Origin of the sequence: Microbacterium sp. SORGH_AS_0862, from assembly GCF_030818795.1 — a bacterium.
GTDB lineage: Bacteria > Actinomycetota > Actinomycetes > Actinomycetales > Microbacteriaceae > Microbacterium.
This window is the reverse complement of record NZ_JAUTAY010000001.1, coordinates 1,751,474-1,770,068: the sequence shown is the minus strand read 5'-3', so window position 1 is coordinate 1,770,068 and position 18,595 is coordinate 1,751,474. Positions and strand designations below refer to the sequence as shown.

The 18,595-nt window shown below is 70.2% G+C and carries 15 protein-coding genes; all 15 read left to right on the top strand.

Annotation, left to right across the window (positions count from 1 at the left end; genetic code table 11):
- Nucleotides 1–30: 30 nt before the first annotated feature.
- The 15 genes from QE377_RS08535 to QE377_RS08465 all read left to right on the top strand — a co-directional run bounded on the left by QE377_RS08535 (nt 31) and on the right by QE377_RS08465 (nt 18,546).
- A complete protein-coding gene (locus QE377_RS08535; protein ID WP_307321845.1) occupies nt 31–651 on the top strand; it encodes a TetR/AcrR family transcriptional regulator in 621 nt (206 codons plus the stop codon).
- Nucleotides 652–1,002: 351 nt separating this feature from the next.
- Complete coding sequence (locus QE377_RS08530) at nt 1,003–1,839, top strand: FAD binding domain-containing protein (protein WP_307321843.1); 837 nt, start codon at nt 1,003–1,005, stop codon at nt 1,837–1,839.
- A complete protein-coding gene (locus tag QE377_RS08525; RefSeq protein WP_307321841.1) occupies nt 1,836–4,538 on the top strand; it encodes a molybdopterin cofactor-binding domain-containing protein in 2,703 nt (900 codons plus the stop codon). The genes QE377_RS08530 and QE377_RS08525 overlap by 4 nt, the downstream gene beginning before the upstream one ends.
- Nucleotides 4,539–4,692: 154 nt before the next feature.
- Nucleotides 4,693–5,307 carry a helix-turn-helix domain-containing protein gene (locus tag QE377_RS08520; RefSeq protein WP_307321838.1) on the top strand — a complete coding sequence of 205 codons (615 nt, stop codon included), beginning with the start codon at nt 4,693–4,695 and terminating at the stop codon, nt 5,305–5,307.
- Nucleotides 5,308–5,602: 295 nt separating this feature from the next.
- Nucleotides 5,603–6,991: an amidohydrolase gene (locus QE377_RS08515; protein ID WP_307321835.1), complete on the top strand. Its 1,389-nt coding sequence runs from the start codon at nt 5,603–5,605 to the stop codon at nt 6,989–6,991.
- Complete coding sequence (locus QE377_RS08510; protein ID WP_307321830.1) at nt 6,988–8,493, top strand: aldehyde dehydrogenase; 1,506 nt, start codon at nt 6,988–6,990, stop codon at nt 8,491–8,493. Before QE377_RS08515 ends, QE377_RS08510 begins: the two co-directional genes overlap by 4 nt.
- Nucleotides 8,490–9,866, top strand: coding sequence for an NtaA/DmoA family FMN-dependent monooxygenase (locus tag QE377_RS08505; protein WP_307321827.1), 1,377 nt, complete (start codon nt 8,490–8,492; stop codon nt 9,864–9,866). The genes QE377_RS08510 and QE377_RS08505 overlap by 4 nt, the downstream gene beginning before the upstream one ends.
- A 48-nt stretch (nt 9,867–9,914) precedes the next feature.
- Nucleotides 9,915–10,415: a thiamine pyrophosphate-binding protein gene (locus tag QE377_RS08500; protein ID WP_137418374.1), complete on the top strand. Its 501-nt coding sequence runs from the start codon at nt 9,915–9,917 to the stop codon at nt 10,413–10,415.
- Entirely contained in the window at nt 10,412–11,026 is a 615-nt protein-coding gene (locus tag QE377_RS08495) for a thiamine pyrophosphate-dependent enzyme (protein ID WP_307321821.1), read from the top strand. Before QE377_RS08500 ends, QE377_RS08495 begins: the two co-directional genes overlap by 4 nt.
- A 73-nt stretch (nt 11,027–11,099) precedes the next feature.
- Nucleotides 11,100–12,665, top strand: coding sequence for a GMC family oxidoreductase (locus QE377_RS08490; protein WP_307321818.1), 1,566 nt, complete (start codon nt 11,100–11,102; stop codon nt 12,663–12,665).
- 102 nt (nt 12,666–12,767) lie between these two features.
- Nucleotides 12,768–13,178 carry a hypothetical protein gene (locus tag QE377_RS08485; RefSeq protein ID WP_307321815.1) on the top strand — a complete coding sequence of 137 codons (411 nt, stop codon included), beginning with the start codon at nt 12,768–12,770 and terminating at the stop codon, nt 13,176–13,178.
- A gap of 180 nt (nt 13,179–13,358) precedes the next feature.
- On the top strand, nt 13,359–14,996 hold the full coding sequence (locus QE377_RS08480) for an ABC transporter substrate-binding protein (RefSeq protein ID WP_307321812.1): 1,638 nt from the start codon (nt 13,359–13,361) through the stop codon (nt 14,994–14,996).
- Nucleotides 14,997–15,021: 25 nt separating this feature from the next.
- Complete coding sequence (locus tag QE377_RS08475; protein WP_307321810.1) at nt 15,022–16,020, top strand: ABC transporter permease; 999 nt, start codon at nt 15,022–15,024, stop codon at nt 16,018–16,020.
- A complete protein-coding gene (locus QE377_RS08470) occupies nt 16,017–16,898 on the top strand; it encodes an ABC transporter permease (RefSeq protein ID WP_307321807.1) in 882 nt (293 codons plus the stop codon). The genes QE377_RS08475 and QE377_RS08470 overlap by 4 nt, the downstream gene beginning before the upstream one ends.
- Nucleotides 16,891–18,546, top strand: coding sequence for an ABC transporter ATP-binding protein (locus QE377_RS08465; protein WP_307321804.1), 1,656 nt, complete (start codon nt 16,891–16,893; stop codon nt 18,544–18,546). The genes QE377_RS08470 and QE377_RS08465 overlap by 8 nt, the downstream gene beginning before the upstream one ends.
- Nucleotides 18,547–18,595 lie beyond the last annotated feature (49 nt).

The window sequence follows — 18,595 nt, the reverse complement described above, 5'->3', positions numbered from 1 at the left end:
ATTGCAACGGTCGTTTCAATATATACTGCAATGGACGTTCTAGTAAAGGCGGTGGTCGAGATGGGTCGCACTCGGACCTTCGACGAGGATGCGGTCGTGCGCGCGGCGCGCGACGTGTTCTGGCAGCACGGTTACGCCGAGGCATCCGTTCCGGACCTCGAGGCGGCCACCGGGCTCGGTCGTTCGAGCCTGTACCACTCGTTCGGCAGCAAGCGAGAGCTGTTCGACGCGGCGATCGAGAGCTATCTCGACGAGGTGATCCGGCCACGACTCGCCCCTCTCCTGGGAGCCTCCGTGAACGCCGATGCGCTCGAGACCTACCTCACCGGTCTTGCCGCCGCTCTGCAAGCCCCCCGCACACATCTCGCCGAACACGGCTGCCTCCTCATGAACACCGTGCGCGGCACCCTCGCCGACGACGAGCACGTCAAGCGGGCGGTCGGTCAGTACCGCGCCGAGCTGACGACGGCCTTCGCCGCCGGCGTCGCCGCCCGCCGCCCCGATCTGGACGCGGAGGATCACGCCGTGCTCACCCGCTCCTGCACCGCGCACGTACTCTCGGCGATGGCCATCGTGCGCGCCCAGCCCGCCGCGGCGGCGGACCTGGTGGACAACGCCCGCATCCTGGTCATCGGATGGGGTCCGCGCTGACCCGGCGCTCCGCGCATGCACGGACCCTTCCGCGCCCGAACTCCTGCAGAACCGGCCGATTGAGGCCTGTGCCCGCTCGACGCCACGGTTCTGCAGGAGTTGCGTCGCCGCGGGCGGCCGGATGCGGATCGCAGCCGAACGCGGCTTCTCCCGCGCCCTGGCTCCCGAACTCCTGCAGAACCGGCGACTGACGGCGCGGCAGAGTACGGCACGACGGATGTGCAGGAGTTGGGCGCCCGTCCGGGCGTAGCCTGCTCGCCGGGGACCGCCGGCTCACGCCCGCGAAACACCCACGAAACGCCGCCCTGGTTCACTGAGAGCTGTTCATGTGACCAACATCCCGAGGCAGCCGTGGACATCACGACCATCACGAGTTTCCGCCCGGCGCGAAGCCGGTCCGACCTGCGCCTGGACGAGGGCGAGGTCTTCATCGCGGGCGGCACCTGGCTCATGAGCGAGCCACTGCCGGGCACGACCGGCTTCGTCGATCTCACGACCCTCGACTGGCCCGAGATCGAGCTCACAGGCGACGGCCTGCGAGTGGGGGCGACCTGCACGATCGCCCGTTTCCTCGCCTGGTCCGAGGGGCGCGCGGCCGATCTGCCGCCCGTTCCCTCCGGGTGGAGCGCCGCACACCTCGTCGCGGATGCGGCGCACGCCCTCCTCGCCTCGTTCAAGATCTGGAACACCGCCACCGTCGGCGGCAACGTGTGCCGCTCCTTCGCGGCGGGCGCCATGATCTCGCTCGCCGCGGCACTGGACGCGACGGCCGTCATCTGGACGCCGGACGGCGCCGAGCGCCGCATGCCCGTGGCCGAGGTGCCCACCGGCAACGGCACCAACGTGCTGGCCCGCGGCGAGGTGCTGCGCGCGCTCGAGTTCCCCGCATCCGCCCTCCGCTCCACCGCGCGCCTGCGCAAGATCGCCCTCGCAGAGCTGGGCCGCTCCGGGGCCGTCGTCACCGGCCGCGTCGACGAGGACGGCACGAGCGTGTTCACCCTGACCGCCGCCACCGCGGCTCCCACCGTGCTGCGCTTCGCCGGACTTCCGGATGCGGCGACACTCGCCGCGGCCGTCGGTTCCGTGTCCGGTTACTACACCGATCCCCTGGGGTCTGCGGACTGGCGGCGCGGCGTGAGCATGGAGTTCGCGGAGCGGATCCGGGCCGAACTGGAGGAGGCCGCATGAGGTTCGAGGTCAACGGCGAGTCCGTGGATGCGGAGCCCGCCGCCGGTCAGTGCCTGCGCACTCTCCTGCGTGAGCATGGGCACACCGAGGTCAAGAAGGGATGCGACGCCGGCGACTGCGGCGCCTGCTCGGTGCTCCTGGACGGCGAGCCCGTGCACTCCTGCATCATCCCGGCCGTGCGGATGGAGGGCCGGTCGGTCACGACCGCCGCGGGTCTCGCCCCGGGCGACGAGCTGCACCCCGTGCAGGAGGCGATCGCCGAGAACTTCGGGTTCCAGTGCGGATTCTGCACGCCCGGAATGAGCGTGACCGCATCCACCGTCTGCGAGCACGATCTCGACGACCTCGACCGCAAGATGAAGGGCAACCTGTGCCGCTGCACGGGGTACCGCCCCATCCGCGAGGCCATCCGGTCCTCGGTGCTCGGCCCCGTACGCGAGACCGGACCCGCGCCCACCGGCGCCGTCGGCACGTCGCTCGTCCCGCCCGCCGCTCGCCGCATCGTGCAGGGGCTCGAGCCCTACACCTTCGACGAGCCCGTCGTCGGCGCACTCGTGCTGCGTGTGCTGTCGTCGCCACACGCTCACGCCCGCATCCGCTCGATCGACACGACCGCCGCGCGCGCGATCGCGGGTGTCGTGGCGATCTATACGCACGAGGACGTCCCCGACGTCCGGTACTCGACCGGCCGCCACGAGCACCGCACGGACGACCCCGACGACACGCGCATGCTCGACTCGGTGGTGCGCCACGTGGGTCAGCGGGTCGCTGCCGTCGTGGCCGAGACGGCGGCGGCGGCGGATGCGGCCTGCCGCGCCATCCGGGTGGACTACGAGGTGCTGCCCGCCGTCTTCGATCCGGAAGCCGCCCGCACTCCGGGTGCGCCGCTGCTGCACCCCGACCGCACGCCGCAGGATCGCGTCGACCACGCCGATCGCAACACGGTGCTCTCGCTGCAGGAGAACCACGGCGGCGACGTCGAGGAGGCGCTGGCGGCGAGCGAGGTCACCGTCACGGGAACCTGGCAGACCGGTCGTGTCACACACGCACAGCTCGAGACGCACGGCTCGGTCGGGTGGATCGACGACGACGGGCGGCTCGTCATCCGCTCCAGCACCCAGGTGCCGTTCCTCGTGCGCGATGAGATCGCGCGGATCTTCGGCCGAGACCCCGCCGAGGTGCGGGTCTTCGCGGCCCGCGTCGGCGGGGGCTTCGGCGGCAAGCAGGAGATCTTCACGGAGGACCTCGTGGCCCTCGCCGTGCTCGCCACCGGCCGTCCGGTCTCGTACGAGTTCTCGCGCACCGACGAGTTCCAGCGTGCCGCGCTGCGTCATCCGATGCGCGTCTCGGTGACGCTCGGCGCGACCCGCGACGGCGTGCTGACCGCGATGAAGCTCGACCTGCTGAGCGACACCGGCGCCTACGGCAACCACTCGCGGGGCGTGCTGTTCCACGCGTGCGCCGACGCGATGACGGTGTACCGCTCACCCGTGCGCGGCATCCACGCAGAGGTCGTGTACACGAACAACGTCCCCTCCGGCGCCTTCCGCGGCTACGGGCTCGGCCAGGTGATCCTGGGGGTCGAATCGGCGATGGACGAACTGGCCCTGGCCCTCGACATGGACCCGTTCGAGCTCCGGCGGCGCAACGTCATCCGGCCGGGCGACGACCTGCACGAGCCCGACCTGCGCTGGGGCTCGTATGGTCTCGACCAGTGCCTCGATCTGGCCGAGACCGCGCTGCGGCGCGGCAACGGGGTGGGCGCGCCCGAGGGCTGGGCGGTCGGCGAGGGCATGGCGGTCGCGATGATCGCCACGATGGCGCCGTTCGGCCACGTCTCCCACACCACCGCCACGCTGCGCCGCGACGGCACCTATGCGCTGCGCGCCGGCACGAGCGAGTTCGGCAACGGCACCACGGTCGTGCTGCGCCAGATCGCCGCATCCGTCTTCGGTGTCGACGTCGACCGGCTCGACCTGCGCACCGCCGACACCGACCTGGTCAGCCACGACACGGGCGCCTTCGCCTCGGCGGGGGTGACGGTGGCAGGCAAAGCGCTCTACGCCGCCTGCCTCGCCCTCGAGCAGCGGATGCTGCACATCGCCCGCGAGCTCGTCCCGGATGCGGAGCCCGAACTCACCGCCGACGGCGTGCGCGCCGGTGACCGGCTGCTCTCCTTCGCGGAGATCGTGGCGGCCGCATCCGACGCGACGGAAGACGGTCTCACGACGACGGGCGCGGAGCTCGGCGAGGTGCGCTCGCTCGCGTTCAACGTGCACGCCGTGCGGGTTGCCGTCGATCCCTCGACCGGCACCGTGCGCATCCTCCAGTCCATCCAATCGGCGGATGCAGGCACGGTCCTCAACCCCGCGCAGTGCCGGGGCCAGGTCGAGGGCGGTGCAGCGCAGGGCATCGGCAGCGCGCTCTACGAAGAGGTGCTGATCGACGAGGACGGCCGCGTGGAGAACCCGGTGTTCCGCACGTACCGGGTGCCGCAGTTCGCCGACATCGTCGACACCGAGGTGTACTTCGCCGAGACCCGTGACGATCTCGGTCCCTTCGGCGCGAAGTCGATGAGCGAGTCGCCCTACAATCCGGTAGCCCCGGCGATCGGCAACGCGATCACGCGCGCACTGGGCGTGCGCCCGTACCAGCAGCCGTTTACCCGCGCGCGCGTCTGGCGCCTCACGCACGGGTGAGCCCCGGGGCTCGGGCGCCTGGCGCGCGGCACCCTCTGCTCGAGGGACCTGAAACGCGGCTCCGCGGCCCGATCCACGACGATTCGGGTCCCTCGCGCATCGTTCGGATGCCGGTTGGTTTGTGGCGCGGCGGGGCCGGTGCGATCCTGGGTCCGTGACGACCGACGCCCTGACCGAGCCGGATGCGGCCGGCCCCGCCGACGCGGAGGCGTACATCGGCGTCTCGCTCGGACGCCGCATCCGCGCCGCCCGCACGGCGAAGAAGCTCTCGATGCGTGCACTGGCGGGCGCGGCGGAGATCAGTCAACCGTTCCTGAGCCAGATCGAGGGCGGCCGGACGATGCCGTCGATCCTCACCCTCTTCAAGCTGGCCAAGGTGCTCGACATCTCCCCGTCGGAGCTGCTGCCGGCCAATGAGGAGCCGGAGCCGATCCACGTCGTCCGTCGCGGCGAGGGGGAGCTCGTTCCCGTCTCGGAGAGCGACGACGGCGCCGTGAGCCGGATCATCTCCTCGGCCGCCACCCGCGGTGCGACCGTCCAGGAGTACCGCATCGCCCGCGCGCCGTACGTGGGCGAATGGTTCGAGTCCGACGGCGAGAACACGATCTACCTCGTCTCGGGTTCGCTGACGGTCGAGCTGGAGGACCGCGGTGCGTGGACGCTCACCGCGGGCGACGCTCTCTCGCACCCCGGAGCACTGCGCAACCGCTGGCGCATCGACGGCGCCGAGCCGGCCGCGCTCCTGCTCGTGCACGTCGCCGAGCGCTGAGCCCGCGCCCCCATCCGCCTACTCCCGGAGCCCCACCCCCGCTCCCCCGGAGGCTCGCCTCGCTCCCCCGGAGGCGCGTCTCGCTCCCCCGGAGGCCCCCTCCCCCGGAGGCGCGTCTCGCTCCCGGAGGCTCGCACTCGCTCCCCCGGTTCGCCTGTCACAGATCGACGCGGTCGCGTCGATCTGTGACAGGCGAACGGATCGGGCGGTTCCGCCGCACGGCTCGGCCGAGAGGTAACGCGCGCGAAACGTGATTGGTATGTGTAATCAACGATAGGTATCTACGATCGGCAGCGTGCCTCCCACCGCGCGCCTTTTTCTACCCGATCTCGTCGTCACGATGGACGACGAGCGCCGCGTCCTCACGGATGCGGGCGTCCTCGTCACCGGCGACACGATCACCGACGTCGCGCCCCGCGCCGAGCTGATCGCGGCGCACCCCGACGCCGAGCGCATCGAGCTGCCCGACCGTCTGCTCATGCCGGGCCTGATGAACGCCCATCACCACTCCGGGATGCTGCGCGGCACCGCCGAGCACCTGCCGGTCTGGGAGTGGCTGCGGCTGCACATCGACCCGATGCACCGCGTACTGCGGCCGGACGAGGCCGAGGCCGCCGCGTGGCTCTGCTACGCCGAGGGGCTCCTGTCCGGCACCACGACCGTGGTGGACATGTGGCGCTACATGGACGGCGCGGCGCGTGCCGCATCCGTCCTCGGCAACCGCGTCGTGACGGTCAACTACGTCGGCGAACACCCCGATTTCGACTACTTCGACACCCTCGACGACAACGAGCGGATGCTGGCGGAGTGGACGGGAGCGGCCAACGGCCGCGTCATGCCGTGGGTCGGACTCGAGCACCCGTTCTACGCGGATGCGGCGGGTCAGCGCCGCGCGATCGCGCTGGCGAACGCCTACGGCACGGGTCTCTACACGCACTGCAGCGAGTCGGAGATCGAGATCGCCGACTTCGCCGACCGTCACGGCGCGCGCCCCATGTTCGCCCTCGAGGAGCTCGGCTTCTTCGATGTGCCGCGCGCGATGATCGCCCACGCGGTGTGGCTGGATGCGGCCGAGGTCGACCTCATCGCCGCGCGCGGCGTCGGCGTCTCGCACAACCCGGTCTCCAACATGAAGCTCGCCAGCGGCATGGCGCCGGTCGCCGAGATGCTGGCCGCGGGTGTCAACGTGGGACTCGGCACCGACGGCGAGAAGGAGAACAACAACCTCGACATGTTCGAGGAGATGAAGGTCGCCTCGCTTCTGGGCAAGCTGCGCACGATGGATGCGGCCGCGATGGACTCGTGGCAGGTGCTGGGCATGGCGACCCGCGGCGGCGCGGCGGCGATCGGCCGCGGCGACGAGCTCGGCGCGCTGACGCCGGGCCGGAAGGCCGACTTCGTGGCCGTGCGCACCGACACCCCCCGCATGACCCCGTTCATGCCCGACGGCGCATATCCCAACATCCACCACAACCTCGTGCACGCCGTGCGCGGGTCCGATGTCGACATGACGGTCGTCGACGGCGAGATCGTCGTGCGGGACGGCCGTCTCGTGAACGCCGACCTGGGCGAACTCATCGACCGCGTGCGTGCGCTCGTCCCGGATCTCTTCGCCCGCCGCTCCGCCTGGATCGAGGCGCAGGGCGAGCTCGACGGACTGTTCCACGGAAAGGCCACGCCATGACCATCGCGCTCGATCACGGCCCGCTCCGGAAGCGAGTCGCCCGCTTCCTCGCCGACGACCCCGGACGCCTGCTCATCGGCGGGCGCTGGGTCGCCGCATCCGCCACCTTCGCCTCGCTCGACCCGGCGACGGGCGAGACGCTCGCGGAGGTGGCCCGCGCCGGAGCCGCCGACGTCGATGCCGCCGTCCGCGCAGCCGGCGCCGCGCTGGAGAGCCCGGCCTGGGCGCGGATGCGGCCGGCCGACCGCTCGAAGCTGCTGTGGCGCATCGCCGACGTCATGGAGGAGCACCTCGACGATCTCGCCGAGCTCGAGACCCTCGACCAGGGCAAGAGCCTCGGCACGGCCCGCTTCGGCGAGGTCCCCGCGGCCATCTCGCAGTTCCGCTACTACGCGGGCTGGCCCACGAAGATCACGGGCGAGACGATCCCCACCTCGCTCACCCGCACCCCCGAGGGCAAGAACGTCTTCGCCTACACGCGGCGCGAGCCGGTGGGCGTGGTCGCGGCGATCGTGCCGTGGAACTCGCCGCTCATCATGACGGCGATGAAGCTCGCCCCCGCTCTGGCGGCCGGCTGCGCGATCGTGCTCAAGCCCGCCGAGAACACCTCGCTCAGCGCGCTCTACCTCGGTCGCCTCCTGCAGGAGGCGGGGGTCCCCGACGGCGTCGTCAACATCGTCACCGGCTACGGACACGAGACGGGACAGGCGCTCGTCGAGCACCGCGGCGTCGCGAAGATCGCCTTCACCGGCTCCACCGCGGTCGGCAAGAAGCTGGTGGCGACCGCATCCGATCGCCTCGCCCGCCTCACGCTCGAGCTCGGCGGCAAGTCGCCCTCGATCATCCTGCCGGATGCGGATCTGTCCGCCGCCGTCGCGGGCGTCTCACGGGGCATCTTCGACAACGGCGGCCAGGTGTGCGTCGCGAGCGCACGCATCTACGCGCACCGCGACGTGTACGACGAGGTCGTCGCCGGGATGGCGGCCGCGGGTGACGCCCTGCGACTCGGCCACGGGCTCGCGGCCGGCACGGATCTCGGCCCCCTCGTGAGCGAGACGCAGGCGCGACGCGTCGCCGCCTACGTCGACGAGGGCGCGGCCGACGGTGTCACCGTCGTCACCGGCGGCGAGCGCACCGGAAGCGCCGGAACCTTCTTCACGCCGACGGTGCTGACAGACGTTCCCCCGCACGCCCGTCTCATGCGTGAGGAGATCTTCGGTCCCGTCGCCGTCGTGACCCCGTTCGACGATCTCGACGAGGTCGTCGGTTGGGCCAACGACAGCGACTACGGGCTCGCCGCGAGCATCTGGACCGAGGGACTCAGCAGCGCCCACCGTGTCGCCGCACGCCTGCAAGCGGGAACCGTCTGGGTGAACTGCCACTCCTTCCTGGGGCCCGAGCTGCCCAAGGGCGGGCACAAGGAGTCCGGATGGGGGTACGAGAACGGAGCGCAGGGGTTGGAAAACTACCTCGAGACGAAGTCGGTGGTGATGGTCGTATGACAAGGATCGCGCTCGGGGTCTTCGAGATGATGAACCCCTCCAACGGGATGCCGACGTGGACGCACCCGGACGGCCGCGGCGACGATTGGGACCGTCTCGACTACTGGGTCGAGCTGGCGCGCGAACTGGATGCGGCCGGGTTCGACTTCCTCTTCTTCGCCGACACCTACGGCTACGCCACGCTCGAGGGGCGGATGCCCGACGAAGTGGCGGCCCACGGCATCCAGTTCCCCGCGCTGGATCCGATGCTGGCGATCGCGACGCTCGCTCAGGCGACCGAACGCCTGGGCTTCGTCGTCACCTCGCCCACGACGGTGGAGAAGCCCTACGGCACCGCGCGTCGCTTCGCGACGCTCGACCGCTTCACCGGCGGACGCATCGGCTGGAACGTCGTGACCGGCAGCTCGCAGGCCACCACGGACCAGCTCTTCGGGGTGACCGAGACGCTCGACCACGATCAGCGCTACGACGCCGCCGACGAGTTCCTCGACACGTGCCTGCGTCTGTGGGAGCACAGCTGGGACGACGACGCCGAGCTGCGCGACCGCGATCGGGGCGTGTACGCGGATCCGGCGAAGCTGCACCGCGTGGAGGTCGCGGGCACGTACCAGCGCGCCGCAGGGATCTTCGCGGTCCCGCCCACCCCGCAGCGCACACCGGTGCTCTTCCAGGCCGGCACCTCGGACCGCGGCCGGGCCTACGCCGCCCGCAACGCCGAGGCCGTGTTCATCCAGGGCCAGTCGATCGCCGCCGCCAAGGCGCACGTCGACGACATCCGGGCGCAGGCCGTGACGCACGGTCGCGACCCGCACGACATCGCCGTGATCTCGGGCATGACCGTGACGGTGGCGGCGACCGAGGCCGAGGCACGCGCCCTGCGGGACGAGTACGAAGCCGTGCTGCAACGCGCGGATGCGGCCGTCATGTTCGCCGGGATCACGGGACTCGACCTGACCGGCATCGACCCCGACACCAGGGTCGTGGACCTGCGCACGGACCTCGGCCAGACCCTCATCCAGCGCTACGCGCGGCAGAACGCCGAGATGCGGGTGGGCGAGATCCTCGATCAGTTCCGCACGAAGGCGATCCGGGGGTTCCAGATCACCGGGTCCCCGGAACAGGTCGCCGACGAGATCGAGGCGATCGTCGACGGCTCCGGACTCGACGGCCTCATGCTGGAGCCGACTTTCGGCGGCCCGGCCGCCTACCGCGCGTTCATCGACCTCGTGGTGCCCGTGCTGGCCGAGCGGGGCCGGGTCAGCGCGCCTGCCGGCGCCACGCTGCGCGAGCACTTCGGCGGCGGCCCCCGCCTCGCCGCCACGCACCGCGCGCACCGCCTCGCGGCGCGCGAGACCGCATCCCTTCCGTCCTGACCCGACGCCCGCAAGAGACTCCACCCACCCGTCAGAAAGAGAGACCACATGAGAGCCGATGCCGTCGAGGCGGTGATCCGCGGGCTCAAGCGAGCCGGCGTCTCCGTCGCCACGTACCTGCCCGACTCGCTGCTGAAAGAGCTGTACCCGGCGCTGGATGCGGACCCCGACATCCGCACCATCCCGGTCACGAACGAGGGCGAGGGCGCCGCGATCGCCGGCGGCGTGTTCCTCTCGGGCAAGCGCGCCGTGCTGGTCATGGAGAACTCGGGGCTGCGCGCCGCGACCGAGCACCTCGCCCGCATGGGACTCGGCGCCGGCATCCCCGTCGTCATGATCATGAGCTACCGCGGCGAGATGGGCGAGAACAACTGGTGGGCCATCCCGCACGGCATCACGATGGAGCCGCTGCTGAAAGCCCTGCGCACGCCGTACACGATCGTCCGCGACGTCGACCAGCTCGAGACGGCGATCGTCCGCGCCTATGACACCGCCTACGCGTCGTACTACCACGCCGCCATCGTCCTCGGAGGGGATCTGGTCCGATGAGCTACTCCCGGTTCGAAGCCATGAAGCTGCTCGCCGCACGTCTTGCGGACGAGCTCGTCATCCTGTCCCTCGGCGGCGCCGTCGACGAGTGGTACAACGCGGCCCCGCACATGCGCGAGGCGAGTCTGTTCCAGCAGCAGCTCGGATGCGTGACGCCGGAGGCCTTCGGCCTCGCCGTGGGCCTCCCGCACCGCCGCATCGTCTCGCTGGACACCGACGGCGGCCTGCTGTTCAACCTCGGCATCCTCGCGACTCTCGGAAACGAGCGCCCGGAGAACCTCTTCATCGTCGTGTGGGACAACGAGCAGTATCAGTCGATCGGGGGACCTGCCACGCACACGGCGAAGGGACGCGTCGACCTCGCCGCGATCGCCCGCGGCGCGGGCGTCGAGAAGGCTTTCACCGCCGAGACGCTCGAGGAGTTCGACGCGCACTGCGCGGCGGGACTCGCCGCATCCGAGCCGTACATCGTCGTCGCGAAGACCGACGGGATCCTCGAGCCCGGGATCAAGCGCAAGCACTCCGACGGACGCGAGGACAAGTACATCTTCGTGCGCCACGTCGAGGCCACAGAGGGCATCAGCATCATGGGTCCGAGCGAGCACAACTGATGATCGCGCCTCGGATCGTGCCGGTCGCTCCACGAGCGTCGCGAGACGACACCCTCGCGCCCGGGAGCGCGTGATGCACCTGGCGCGCACCCCCGCCGCCGGCTACGATGAGATCGTGGTCGGCGGCGGGGCGGCCGGGTGCGTGCTGGCGGCGCGCCTGTCCGAGGATCCCGCGGTCCGCGTGCTCCTCATCGAAGCGGGCGGCGACCACCGCGGCGTGCGTGAGATCCTCGACGCCGCCCACTGGGATGCCCTCATCGGCGGCGCGTACGACCACGGCTACCGATCGACGCCCACTCCGCACGTGCTCGGTCGCTCGCTCGCGATGCCGCGCGGCAAGGTGCTCGGGGGATCATCCTCGACGAACGCCATGCTCTGGTACCGCGGCAACCGCGCGGACTACGACGCGTGGGCGGATGCGGGCGCCACCGGCTGGGGCTACGAGGATCTGCTGCCGTACTTCCGCCGATCGGAGGCCCGCGCCGGAGGCGACCCCGCGTATCGCGGGGTCTCCGGCCCCATGCGGGTCGGGCCTCTCGCGCACGTGCACCCGATCGCGCACGCGCTCATCGCCGCATCCGCCGAACGCGGTCTCCCGGTGATCGACGACGCGAACGCGGCGTCCAACGAGGGCGCGACCTACCCGGACTACAACGCGATCCAGAACGGCGACGGCTCCTTCGAGCGCTGGAGCACGGCGCGAGGCTACCTCGAGCCCGCGCTCGGCCGAGCGAATCTCGACGTGCTGGTCGACAGCCGCGTGCATGCGCTCGTGCTGACCGGAGACCGCGTCACCGGCGTGCGGCACACGGTCGGCGACGTCGCCGTGGAGACCACCGGAGCTCGGATCGTGCTGGCGGCCGGTGCGCTCGACACGCCGCGGCTCCTGCAGCTGTCGGGGATCGGGGACGCCGACCGGCTCGCCGCATCCGGCATCCGCGCGACGCACCATCTGCCCGGGGTCGGCGAGAACTTCCAGGATCACCCGTTGATCCTGGGCATGAACTTCCGTGCCCGGCGCGACCTCGGTCCGGTGGTCGGCAACGGGGGCGGCGCGATGCTGAACTGGCGCAGCTCCTACGCCGAGGCGGGCCCCGACCTCCACACCGTCGTCGCGCACGGCTCTCGCGGCGACGAGACGCTGCACGCGCGGCACGACCTGTCGGGAAACCGCGTCTTCGCCCTGGTCCCCGGTCTGTACCGCTCGCGGAGCGTGGGCTGGGTGCGGGTGCGCTCGGCGGATCCGGATGCGGCCGCCGACATCCATCCGAACTACCTCGCCGATCCGACGGACCTCGCCGCGATGGTCGAGGCGGTCGACGCCGTGCAGGATCTCGTCGCCGCATCCGCCTACGCCGACCTCGCGGAGGGCCCGATCACACCGGCTGCGGGAATCGCGCACACGGACAAGGTGCGTTTCGTGCGCGAGAACATCGGTACGTTCTTCCACTGCTCGGGCACCGCGCGTATCGGCACGGATGAGCTCGCGGTGGTCGACCCCGGCCTGCGGGTGCGGGGCCTCGAGGGGCTGTGGGTGGCGGATGCGTCGGTCATGCCGTCGATCCCCACGTGCAACACGCAGGCGCCGACGGTGGCGATCGCCGAGCGCGGCGCCGAGCTCGTCGCCGCCGCTCGCTGACCCCCGCTCTCACGGGAGGTCCATGAGAAGCGCGCGGGATGTCGTGTGCTCTAGGGTCTGAGCCTGAGCGCCCACGGCGGGCGGCTCGACGGGGGAGCGAGCATGGACCACAACGCCGAGCGACCTGCGACCGTCACGGTTTCCTTCTGGCTCTGGATCGTCACGGTCGTGCTGTCCGCGATCTCGATCATCACGTCGCTCGTGAACGGGAGCTATGTCATGGCCGACGTGGGCGGCGACGAGCAGGTCGCGGCCGCGGTCGGTCCCGCTGCCGCGATCATCGGTCTGGCCGTCGGGGCGACGCTACGGGTCCTGTTCGCCCTGTACATGCTGCGCGGGCGCAACTGGGCGCGCATCGTGCTGCTCAACCTCGCGATCATCGCCGTCCTGGCGGGGCTCCCTGCCTTCTCGGCGGGCGATCTCGTCGACATCTTCCTCGTCGCGGTGGTGCTCATGGCCGCCGTCCTCATGTATCTGCCGACCTCGAACCCGTACTTCCGTCGGCGCCCGTGACCGCAGAACGACGCTGACGCGCGGTCGTCTCGTACACCAGTTCAGCGCAGCGACGACGGAGCGATCCCGCCGCCGCGACACGAATCGACATCGAACGACACACGTCGTTGTCGGTCTGGTGGGCGCCCTCCTGTCGGCCCTAGCTTTCCGGGCAACCCCACCGCCGACAGGAAGTCAGCCATGCCCGCCATCCCCTCTGCGCTCCGCCGCACACCGCGACGCACCGTCGCCCTCACCGTCGCCGTGATCGGCGTCATCGCCCTTGCCGGGTGCGCCGCCGGAGGCACCGGCGGCGCAGAGGTGCCCCAGGTGCTCACGTACCTCGACGCCGAGGTTCCCACCAGCGCCCAGGTGCAGGAGAGCGGCACCTGGCAGACACGTGCGCTGCAGCAGAACGTCACCGATCGCCTCATCTCCCGCAACCCCGAGACGAACGAGCTCGAGCCGTGGATCGCCGAGAGCTGGGAGCAGAGTGCGGACGGCCTCGACTACACCTTCGTCATCCGCGACGGAGTCACCTACTCCGACGGCACGCCGCTGGATGTGAACAGTGTGAAGAAGAACCTCGAATGGCAGTCGGCCGGCGATCCCGACAACGGAGTGTCGGCCAACGGCCAGTTCCCCGCCGATATCACCGTGACCGTCGACGAAGCGGCCCGAGAGGTTCACGTCCACCTCGCCGAGCCCTACGCACCGTTGCTCAACGTGCTCAGCTCGTGGAGCGCCGGACTCGTCGCTGACGCGACGATCGACGCACCGTACGAGGAGCAGACGCAGTTCATCAACCTGATCGGCAGCGGCCCGTTCGTGGTGACCAGCGAGACGTATGCACAGGAGATCGTGCTCACGCGTCGCGACGGCTACGCGTGGGCTCCCCAGAGCTCCGAGAACCAGGGCGAGGCCTACCTCGAGACACTCACCTGGATACCCGTCGAGGAGGACAGCGTCCGTCTCGGGACGCTGACCTCCGGCGAGGCGGGCGCTATCCGCTACGTCGAACCGAGCGAGGAGGCATCACTGAGCGCACAGGGCTATCACGTGCAGTCGAAAACGGGCGTGGGCCTGTCCAATCAATGGTTCCTGCGCCCCACGACTGTGCCGCTGGACGACCTCGCCGTCCGCCGCGCCGTCTCGCACGCGATCGATCGCGAGGCGATCCTCGAGGCGATCTACACCGACAACTGGTCGGCGGCCACGAGTCCGCTCGCTCCCGGCACCGACGGGTACGTCGACGAGTCGGCCAAGTTCGCGTACGACCCGGTACAGGCGGCCGATCTCCTGGACGAGGCGGGATGGACCCGGAAGGATGCGGACGGCTACCGGACCAAGGACGGCGAGCGTCTGCATCTGAAGACCTACGTCGACGTCTACGACAACACGGCCAAGAGCCTCTTCCAGCACGTGCAGGCGCAGCTGAAGGATGCGGGCATCGAGCTCGAGCTCGACGAGTTGGACTACTCGAGCTACTGGGGTACGGCATTCGCCGATCCGGAGGTGGGCTTCCTGCGCGTCGGCTGGCCGCATCCGGACTCCGGCGTCGGTCTCGCCGAGTACTACTCGGCCGACGGATCCGACCTGCTGGGACTCGATGGCTCGGACTCGACCCTGGAAGAACTTCTGCAGCAGCAGTACACGCTGGTGTCGCCAGCGGACCGCGAAGCGGCTCTCGGCCGGATCCAGGACTACCTGATCGACAACGCCTACGTGCTGCCGATCCTCAACGACAGTCAGGTGATCGTCACGCGTCCGGAGGTCGAGGGCTTCGCCTTCACCGATGGCGCGCTTCCCTCCTTCTACAACGTGAAGATCACGTCCTGACGGACGTGGGCTGCGGAGACCGACCATGTCGAATGCCGGCTACGTCCTCAGGCGATCCCTCCAAGCGCTGATCGTCATCGCCATCGTCTACACGTTCACGTTCTTCATCCTGTTCGTGCTCCCCGGCGACCCGCTCGAGAACAAGATCACCAACCCGGTCAACCCGCTGCCGAGCTCCACGGCCGACGCGCTTCGGGCCTACTACGGGTTCGACCAGGGGCCGGTGGCGCAGTTCTTTGCCCATCTGGGCCGCCTGTTCACGGGAGACCTCGGCTTCTCGCTCGTCAACGGCCGCGCGGTGTCCGATCTGATCGGGCAGGCACTGGGCGAGACGATCGTCCTCGCCGGGCTCGCTCTGTTGTTCACCGCCGCGCTGTCGTCCGCCGTCGCGCTGACGGCCGTGTTCGCTCCGTGGCGATGGGTGCGCGAGGCGGCCCGGGGGCTTCCCGTGCTCTCGATCTCGGCTCCGAGCTTCCTCGTCGGCTACCTTCTGCTCGCGATGTTCTCCTTCCAGTTCGGGTGGGTGTCCTCCATCCGCGATCAAGGGCTGGCCTCCTTCGTGCTGCCCGCCCTGACTCTGGCGTTCGCCAGCAGCGGCACGCTCAGCCAGGTGCTCATCCAGGGACTCACCGGCGCATCGCGCCAGCCGTTCGTGGCCGTGCTCGAGGCCAAGGGCGTGTCCGGGATTGGGATCGTCCTGCGCCACATCCTGAAGAACGGCGCGATCCCCTCACTGACGCTCCTGGCCCTGGTCGTCGGGGACCTTCTGGCGGGTGCGGTGGTCGTCGAGACGATCTTCAACCGCCACGGTCTGGGCTACTTCACCTACACGAGCGTGCGCGACCAGGACACACCGGTGATCGTCGCGATCGTGCTTCTGGTCTCCGTGGTCTACATCGCGATCAACCTCGCCACCGACCTGCTCTACGTCCGGCTCGATCCTCGTATCGGGCAGTCCTTGATCCGTGCGGGGACGCGCCGACGCGCGCCTCGCCTGCAACAGCCGGAGGCGGTTCCCGCATGACGACGCAAGAGAACGCGGTCTCCCTTCTGGCCACGCCGCCGATCCCTCGCCGCACGGACGCCCTGCGGCGCACGGTGGCCCAGTTCACGGTGCTCGACTACGCCGCGATCACGGTGATCCTGCTGCTCGTGGTCGCGGTCGTCGCCCCGGCGGCACTCACCCCGTACGACCCTCTCGTGGGCGACGATGCGATCACGCTGGACCCGCCCTCTCTCGCCCATCCCCTGGGCACCGACAACCTCGGGCGCGATGTGTGGTCGCGCATCGTCCACGGCACTTCGGCGACCCTGCTCGCGTCGGCTGTGGCCGTCGCCCTGGGGCTCGGCGCGGGAACGGTGCTGGGGCTCATCGCGGCCGTCGTCGGCGGGGCGGTGGATGCGGTCATCAGCCGCGTCGTCGATGCGCTGCTGTCGATCCCGGGCCTCCTCCTCGCGATGGTTGTCGTCGTGTCGCTCGGCTTCGGCAGCCTCAACGCCGCGATCGCCGTCGGCGTGTCCACCGTGGCGACCTTCGCCCGCCTCATGCGGTCGGAGGTGCTCACGATCACCCAGCTCCCCTTCGTCGAGGCCAGTCGTCACATCGGTGGTCGATCTTTGTACGTGCTGCGTCGTCACGTCTTCCCGAACTCCTTCTCCGCCGTTCTGTCGCTGGCGGCGCTGCAGTTCGGGATCGCGATCCTGTGGATCTCCGCCCTCAGCTTCCTCGGGTACGGCGCGCCACCCCCGCAGCCGGAATGGGGACTGCTCGTCTCGGAGGCGCGCACCTACGTGGTCTCCTCCCCCTGGCTGGTGGTCTTCCCCGGCCTCGCCATCTTGATCACGGTGTGGGCCGTCAACCGGCTCAGCTACTCGGTGAGAGGAAACAGGAACGATGTCTGAACGCACCGCCACGCTGCTGAGGGTCGATGACCTGGCCGTCGCCTACGCCCGTTCGCGGTGCGACCGCGTCGCCCCCGACGTCGTGCACGGCGTCACCTTCTCGATCGACAGGGGCGACACCCTCGCCCTGGTCGGCCAGTCAGGCTCCGGCAAGAGCACGATCGCGCAGGCGATCTCGGGGTTGCTGCCGGCGAACGGCCGCATCAGCCGGGGAACGATCCGCCTCGACGGGCACACGGTGTCCGACTACGACCGCCGACGCTGGCGTCCGCTTCGAGGACGCACGATCGGCTACGTGCCGCAGGACCCGCTGAGCTCCCTCGATCCCCTCCAACGCGTGGGCGCGCAGATCGTCGAGGCGATCCGTGTCGTCACACCGAGCATCTCGAAGGCGCAGGCGCTCTCCCGCGCCGAGGAACTGCTCGAGCGGGTGGGGGTGAAGAACGCACGCGCGAGACTGCGGTCGTACCCGCACGAGCTCTCCGGCGGTCAGCTGCAGCGCGTGCTCATCGCGATCGCGATCTCGAGCGACCCTTCCTTCCTCATCGCGGACGAGCCCACGAGCGCGCTGGATGTCACCGTGCAGCGCCGCATCCTCGACCTGCTCGACGATCTGCGCGACGAGCGCGGCCTCGGCGTGCTGTTCATCACGCACGATCTCGCGCTCGCACAAGAGCGCAGCAGCCACATCGGCGTGCTGAATCTCGGCCATCTCGTGGAGCACCAGCACGTCGCCCAGATCGTGGCGCAACCCCGCCATGAGTACACCCGGAGCCTGCTCGCAGACGTGCCGTCTCGATCGCCGCACAAGTACGCCCATCTGCGCGTACCAGGCGTCCAGGACGAGGGGGCCGACGCCGTCGTCCGCGTCCACGGCGTGCGCAAGACGTTCGGCACGACCCGGCGTGGCACCGAACCCGTCGTCGCGCTCGACGAGGTCTCGCTGCGGGTGCGCCGCGGCGCGGTCCACGCGATCGTGGGGGAATCCGGCTCGGGCAAGACGACGCTCGCCCGCATCCTCGCGGGGTTGTCCTCCTTCGACGGCGGGGAGGTGTCGGTCCTGGGCCGATCCCTTGCGCCGACTCCCCCCTCGTACAACGCGCGCCCCGGCGACATGATGCTCGTCTACCAGAACGCGCTGGCCGCGGTGGATCCGCGCTTCCATGCCTTCGACATCATCGAGGAACCGCTGCGGATCGCCGGGGTGCCGCGACCCGAGCGCGAACGACGCACCCTCGAGACCCTCGACGCGGTGGAGCTGCCGCGCACCATCCTCGGCAAGCGGGCACGCGAGATCTCCGGGGGCCAGCGGCAGCGCGTCGCGCTCGCCCGCAGCCTGGTCGTATCCCCCTCGGTGCTCGTGCTCGACGAACCCACGAGCGCCCTCGACGTGAGCGTGCAGTCGCAGGTGGTGGACCTGCTGTTCGATCTCCGGAGCCGCTTGGGGCTCACCTATCTGTTCATCTCGCACGATCTCGGACTCGTGCGCCAGATCGCCGACCATGTGACGGTGCTCGAAGGCGGCAGGCTCGTCGAGGACGGCGCCGCCTCCGACGTGTTCTCGCACCCCGCCCACGAGTACACGCGTCTGCTTCTGGAGGCCGTGCCCGGGATCACGCGCCGCACAGCAGACGCCTCCGCAGCCTGATCCGAGATCACGTCGAGCTCCGCGGTGTTCGGGGACACCCTCGATCAGC

What these genes read in the sequence shown, in the direction of transcription:
- QE377_RS08535 (WP_307321845.1), top strand. Translation starts at nt 31, where the DNA reads ATGGACGTTCTAGTAAAGGCGGTGGTCGAGATGGGTCGCACTCGGACC.
- QE377_RS08525 (WP_307321841.1), top strand. Translation starts at nt 1,836, where the DNA reads ATGAGGTTCGAGGTCAACGGCGAGTCCGTGGATGCGGAGCCCGCCGCC.
- QE377_RS08510 (WP_307321830.1), top strand. Translation starts at nt 6,988, where the DNA reads ATGACCATCGCGCTCGATCACGGCCCGCTCCGGAAGCGAGTCGCCCGC.
- QE377_RS08505 (WP_307321827.1), top strand. Translation starts at nt 8,490, where the DNA reads ATGACAAGGATCGCGCTCGGGGTCTTCGAGATGATGAACCCCTCCAAC.
- QE377_RS08500 (WP_137418374.1), top strand. Translation starts at nt 9,915, where the DNA reads ATGAGAGCCGATGCCGTCGAGGCGGTGATCCGCGGGCTCAAGCGAGCC.
- QE377_RS08495 (WP_307321821.1), top strand. Translation starts at nt 10,412, where the DNA reads ATGAGCTACTCCCGGTTCGAAGCCATGAAGCTGCTCGCCGCACGTCTT.
- QE377_RS08490 (WP_307321818.1), top strand. Translation starts at nt 11,100, where the DNA reads ATGCACCTGGCGCGCACCCCCGCCGCCGGCTACGATGAGATCGTGGTC.
- QE377_RS08485 (WP_307321815.1), top strand. Translation starts at nt 12,768, where the DNA reads ATGGACCACAACGCCGAGCGACCTGCGACCGTCACGGTTTCCTTCTGG.
- QE377_RS08480 (WP_307321812.1), top strand. Translation starts at nt 13,359, where the DNA reads ATGCCCGCCATCCCCTCTGCGCTCCGCCGCACACCGCGACGCACCGTC.
- QE377_RS08475 (WP_307321810.1), top strand. Translation starts at nt 15,022, where the DNA reads ATGTCGAATGCCGGCTACGTCCTCAGGCGATCCCTCCAAGCGCTGATC.
- QE377_RS08470 (WP_307321807.1), top strand. Translation starts at nt 16,017, where the DNA reads ATGACGACGCAAGAGAACGCGGTCTCCCTTCTGGCCACGCCGCCGATC.
- QE377_RS08465 (WP_307321804.1), top strand. Translation starts at nt 16,891, where the DNA reads ATGTCTGAACGCACCGCCACGCTGCTGAGGGTCGATGACCTGGCCGTC.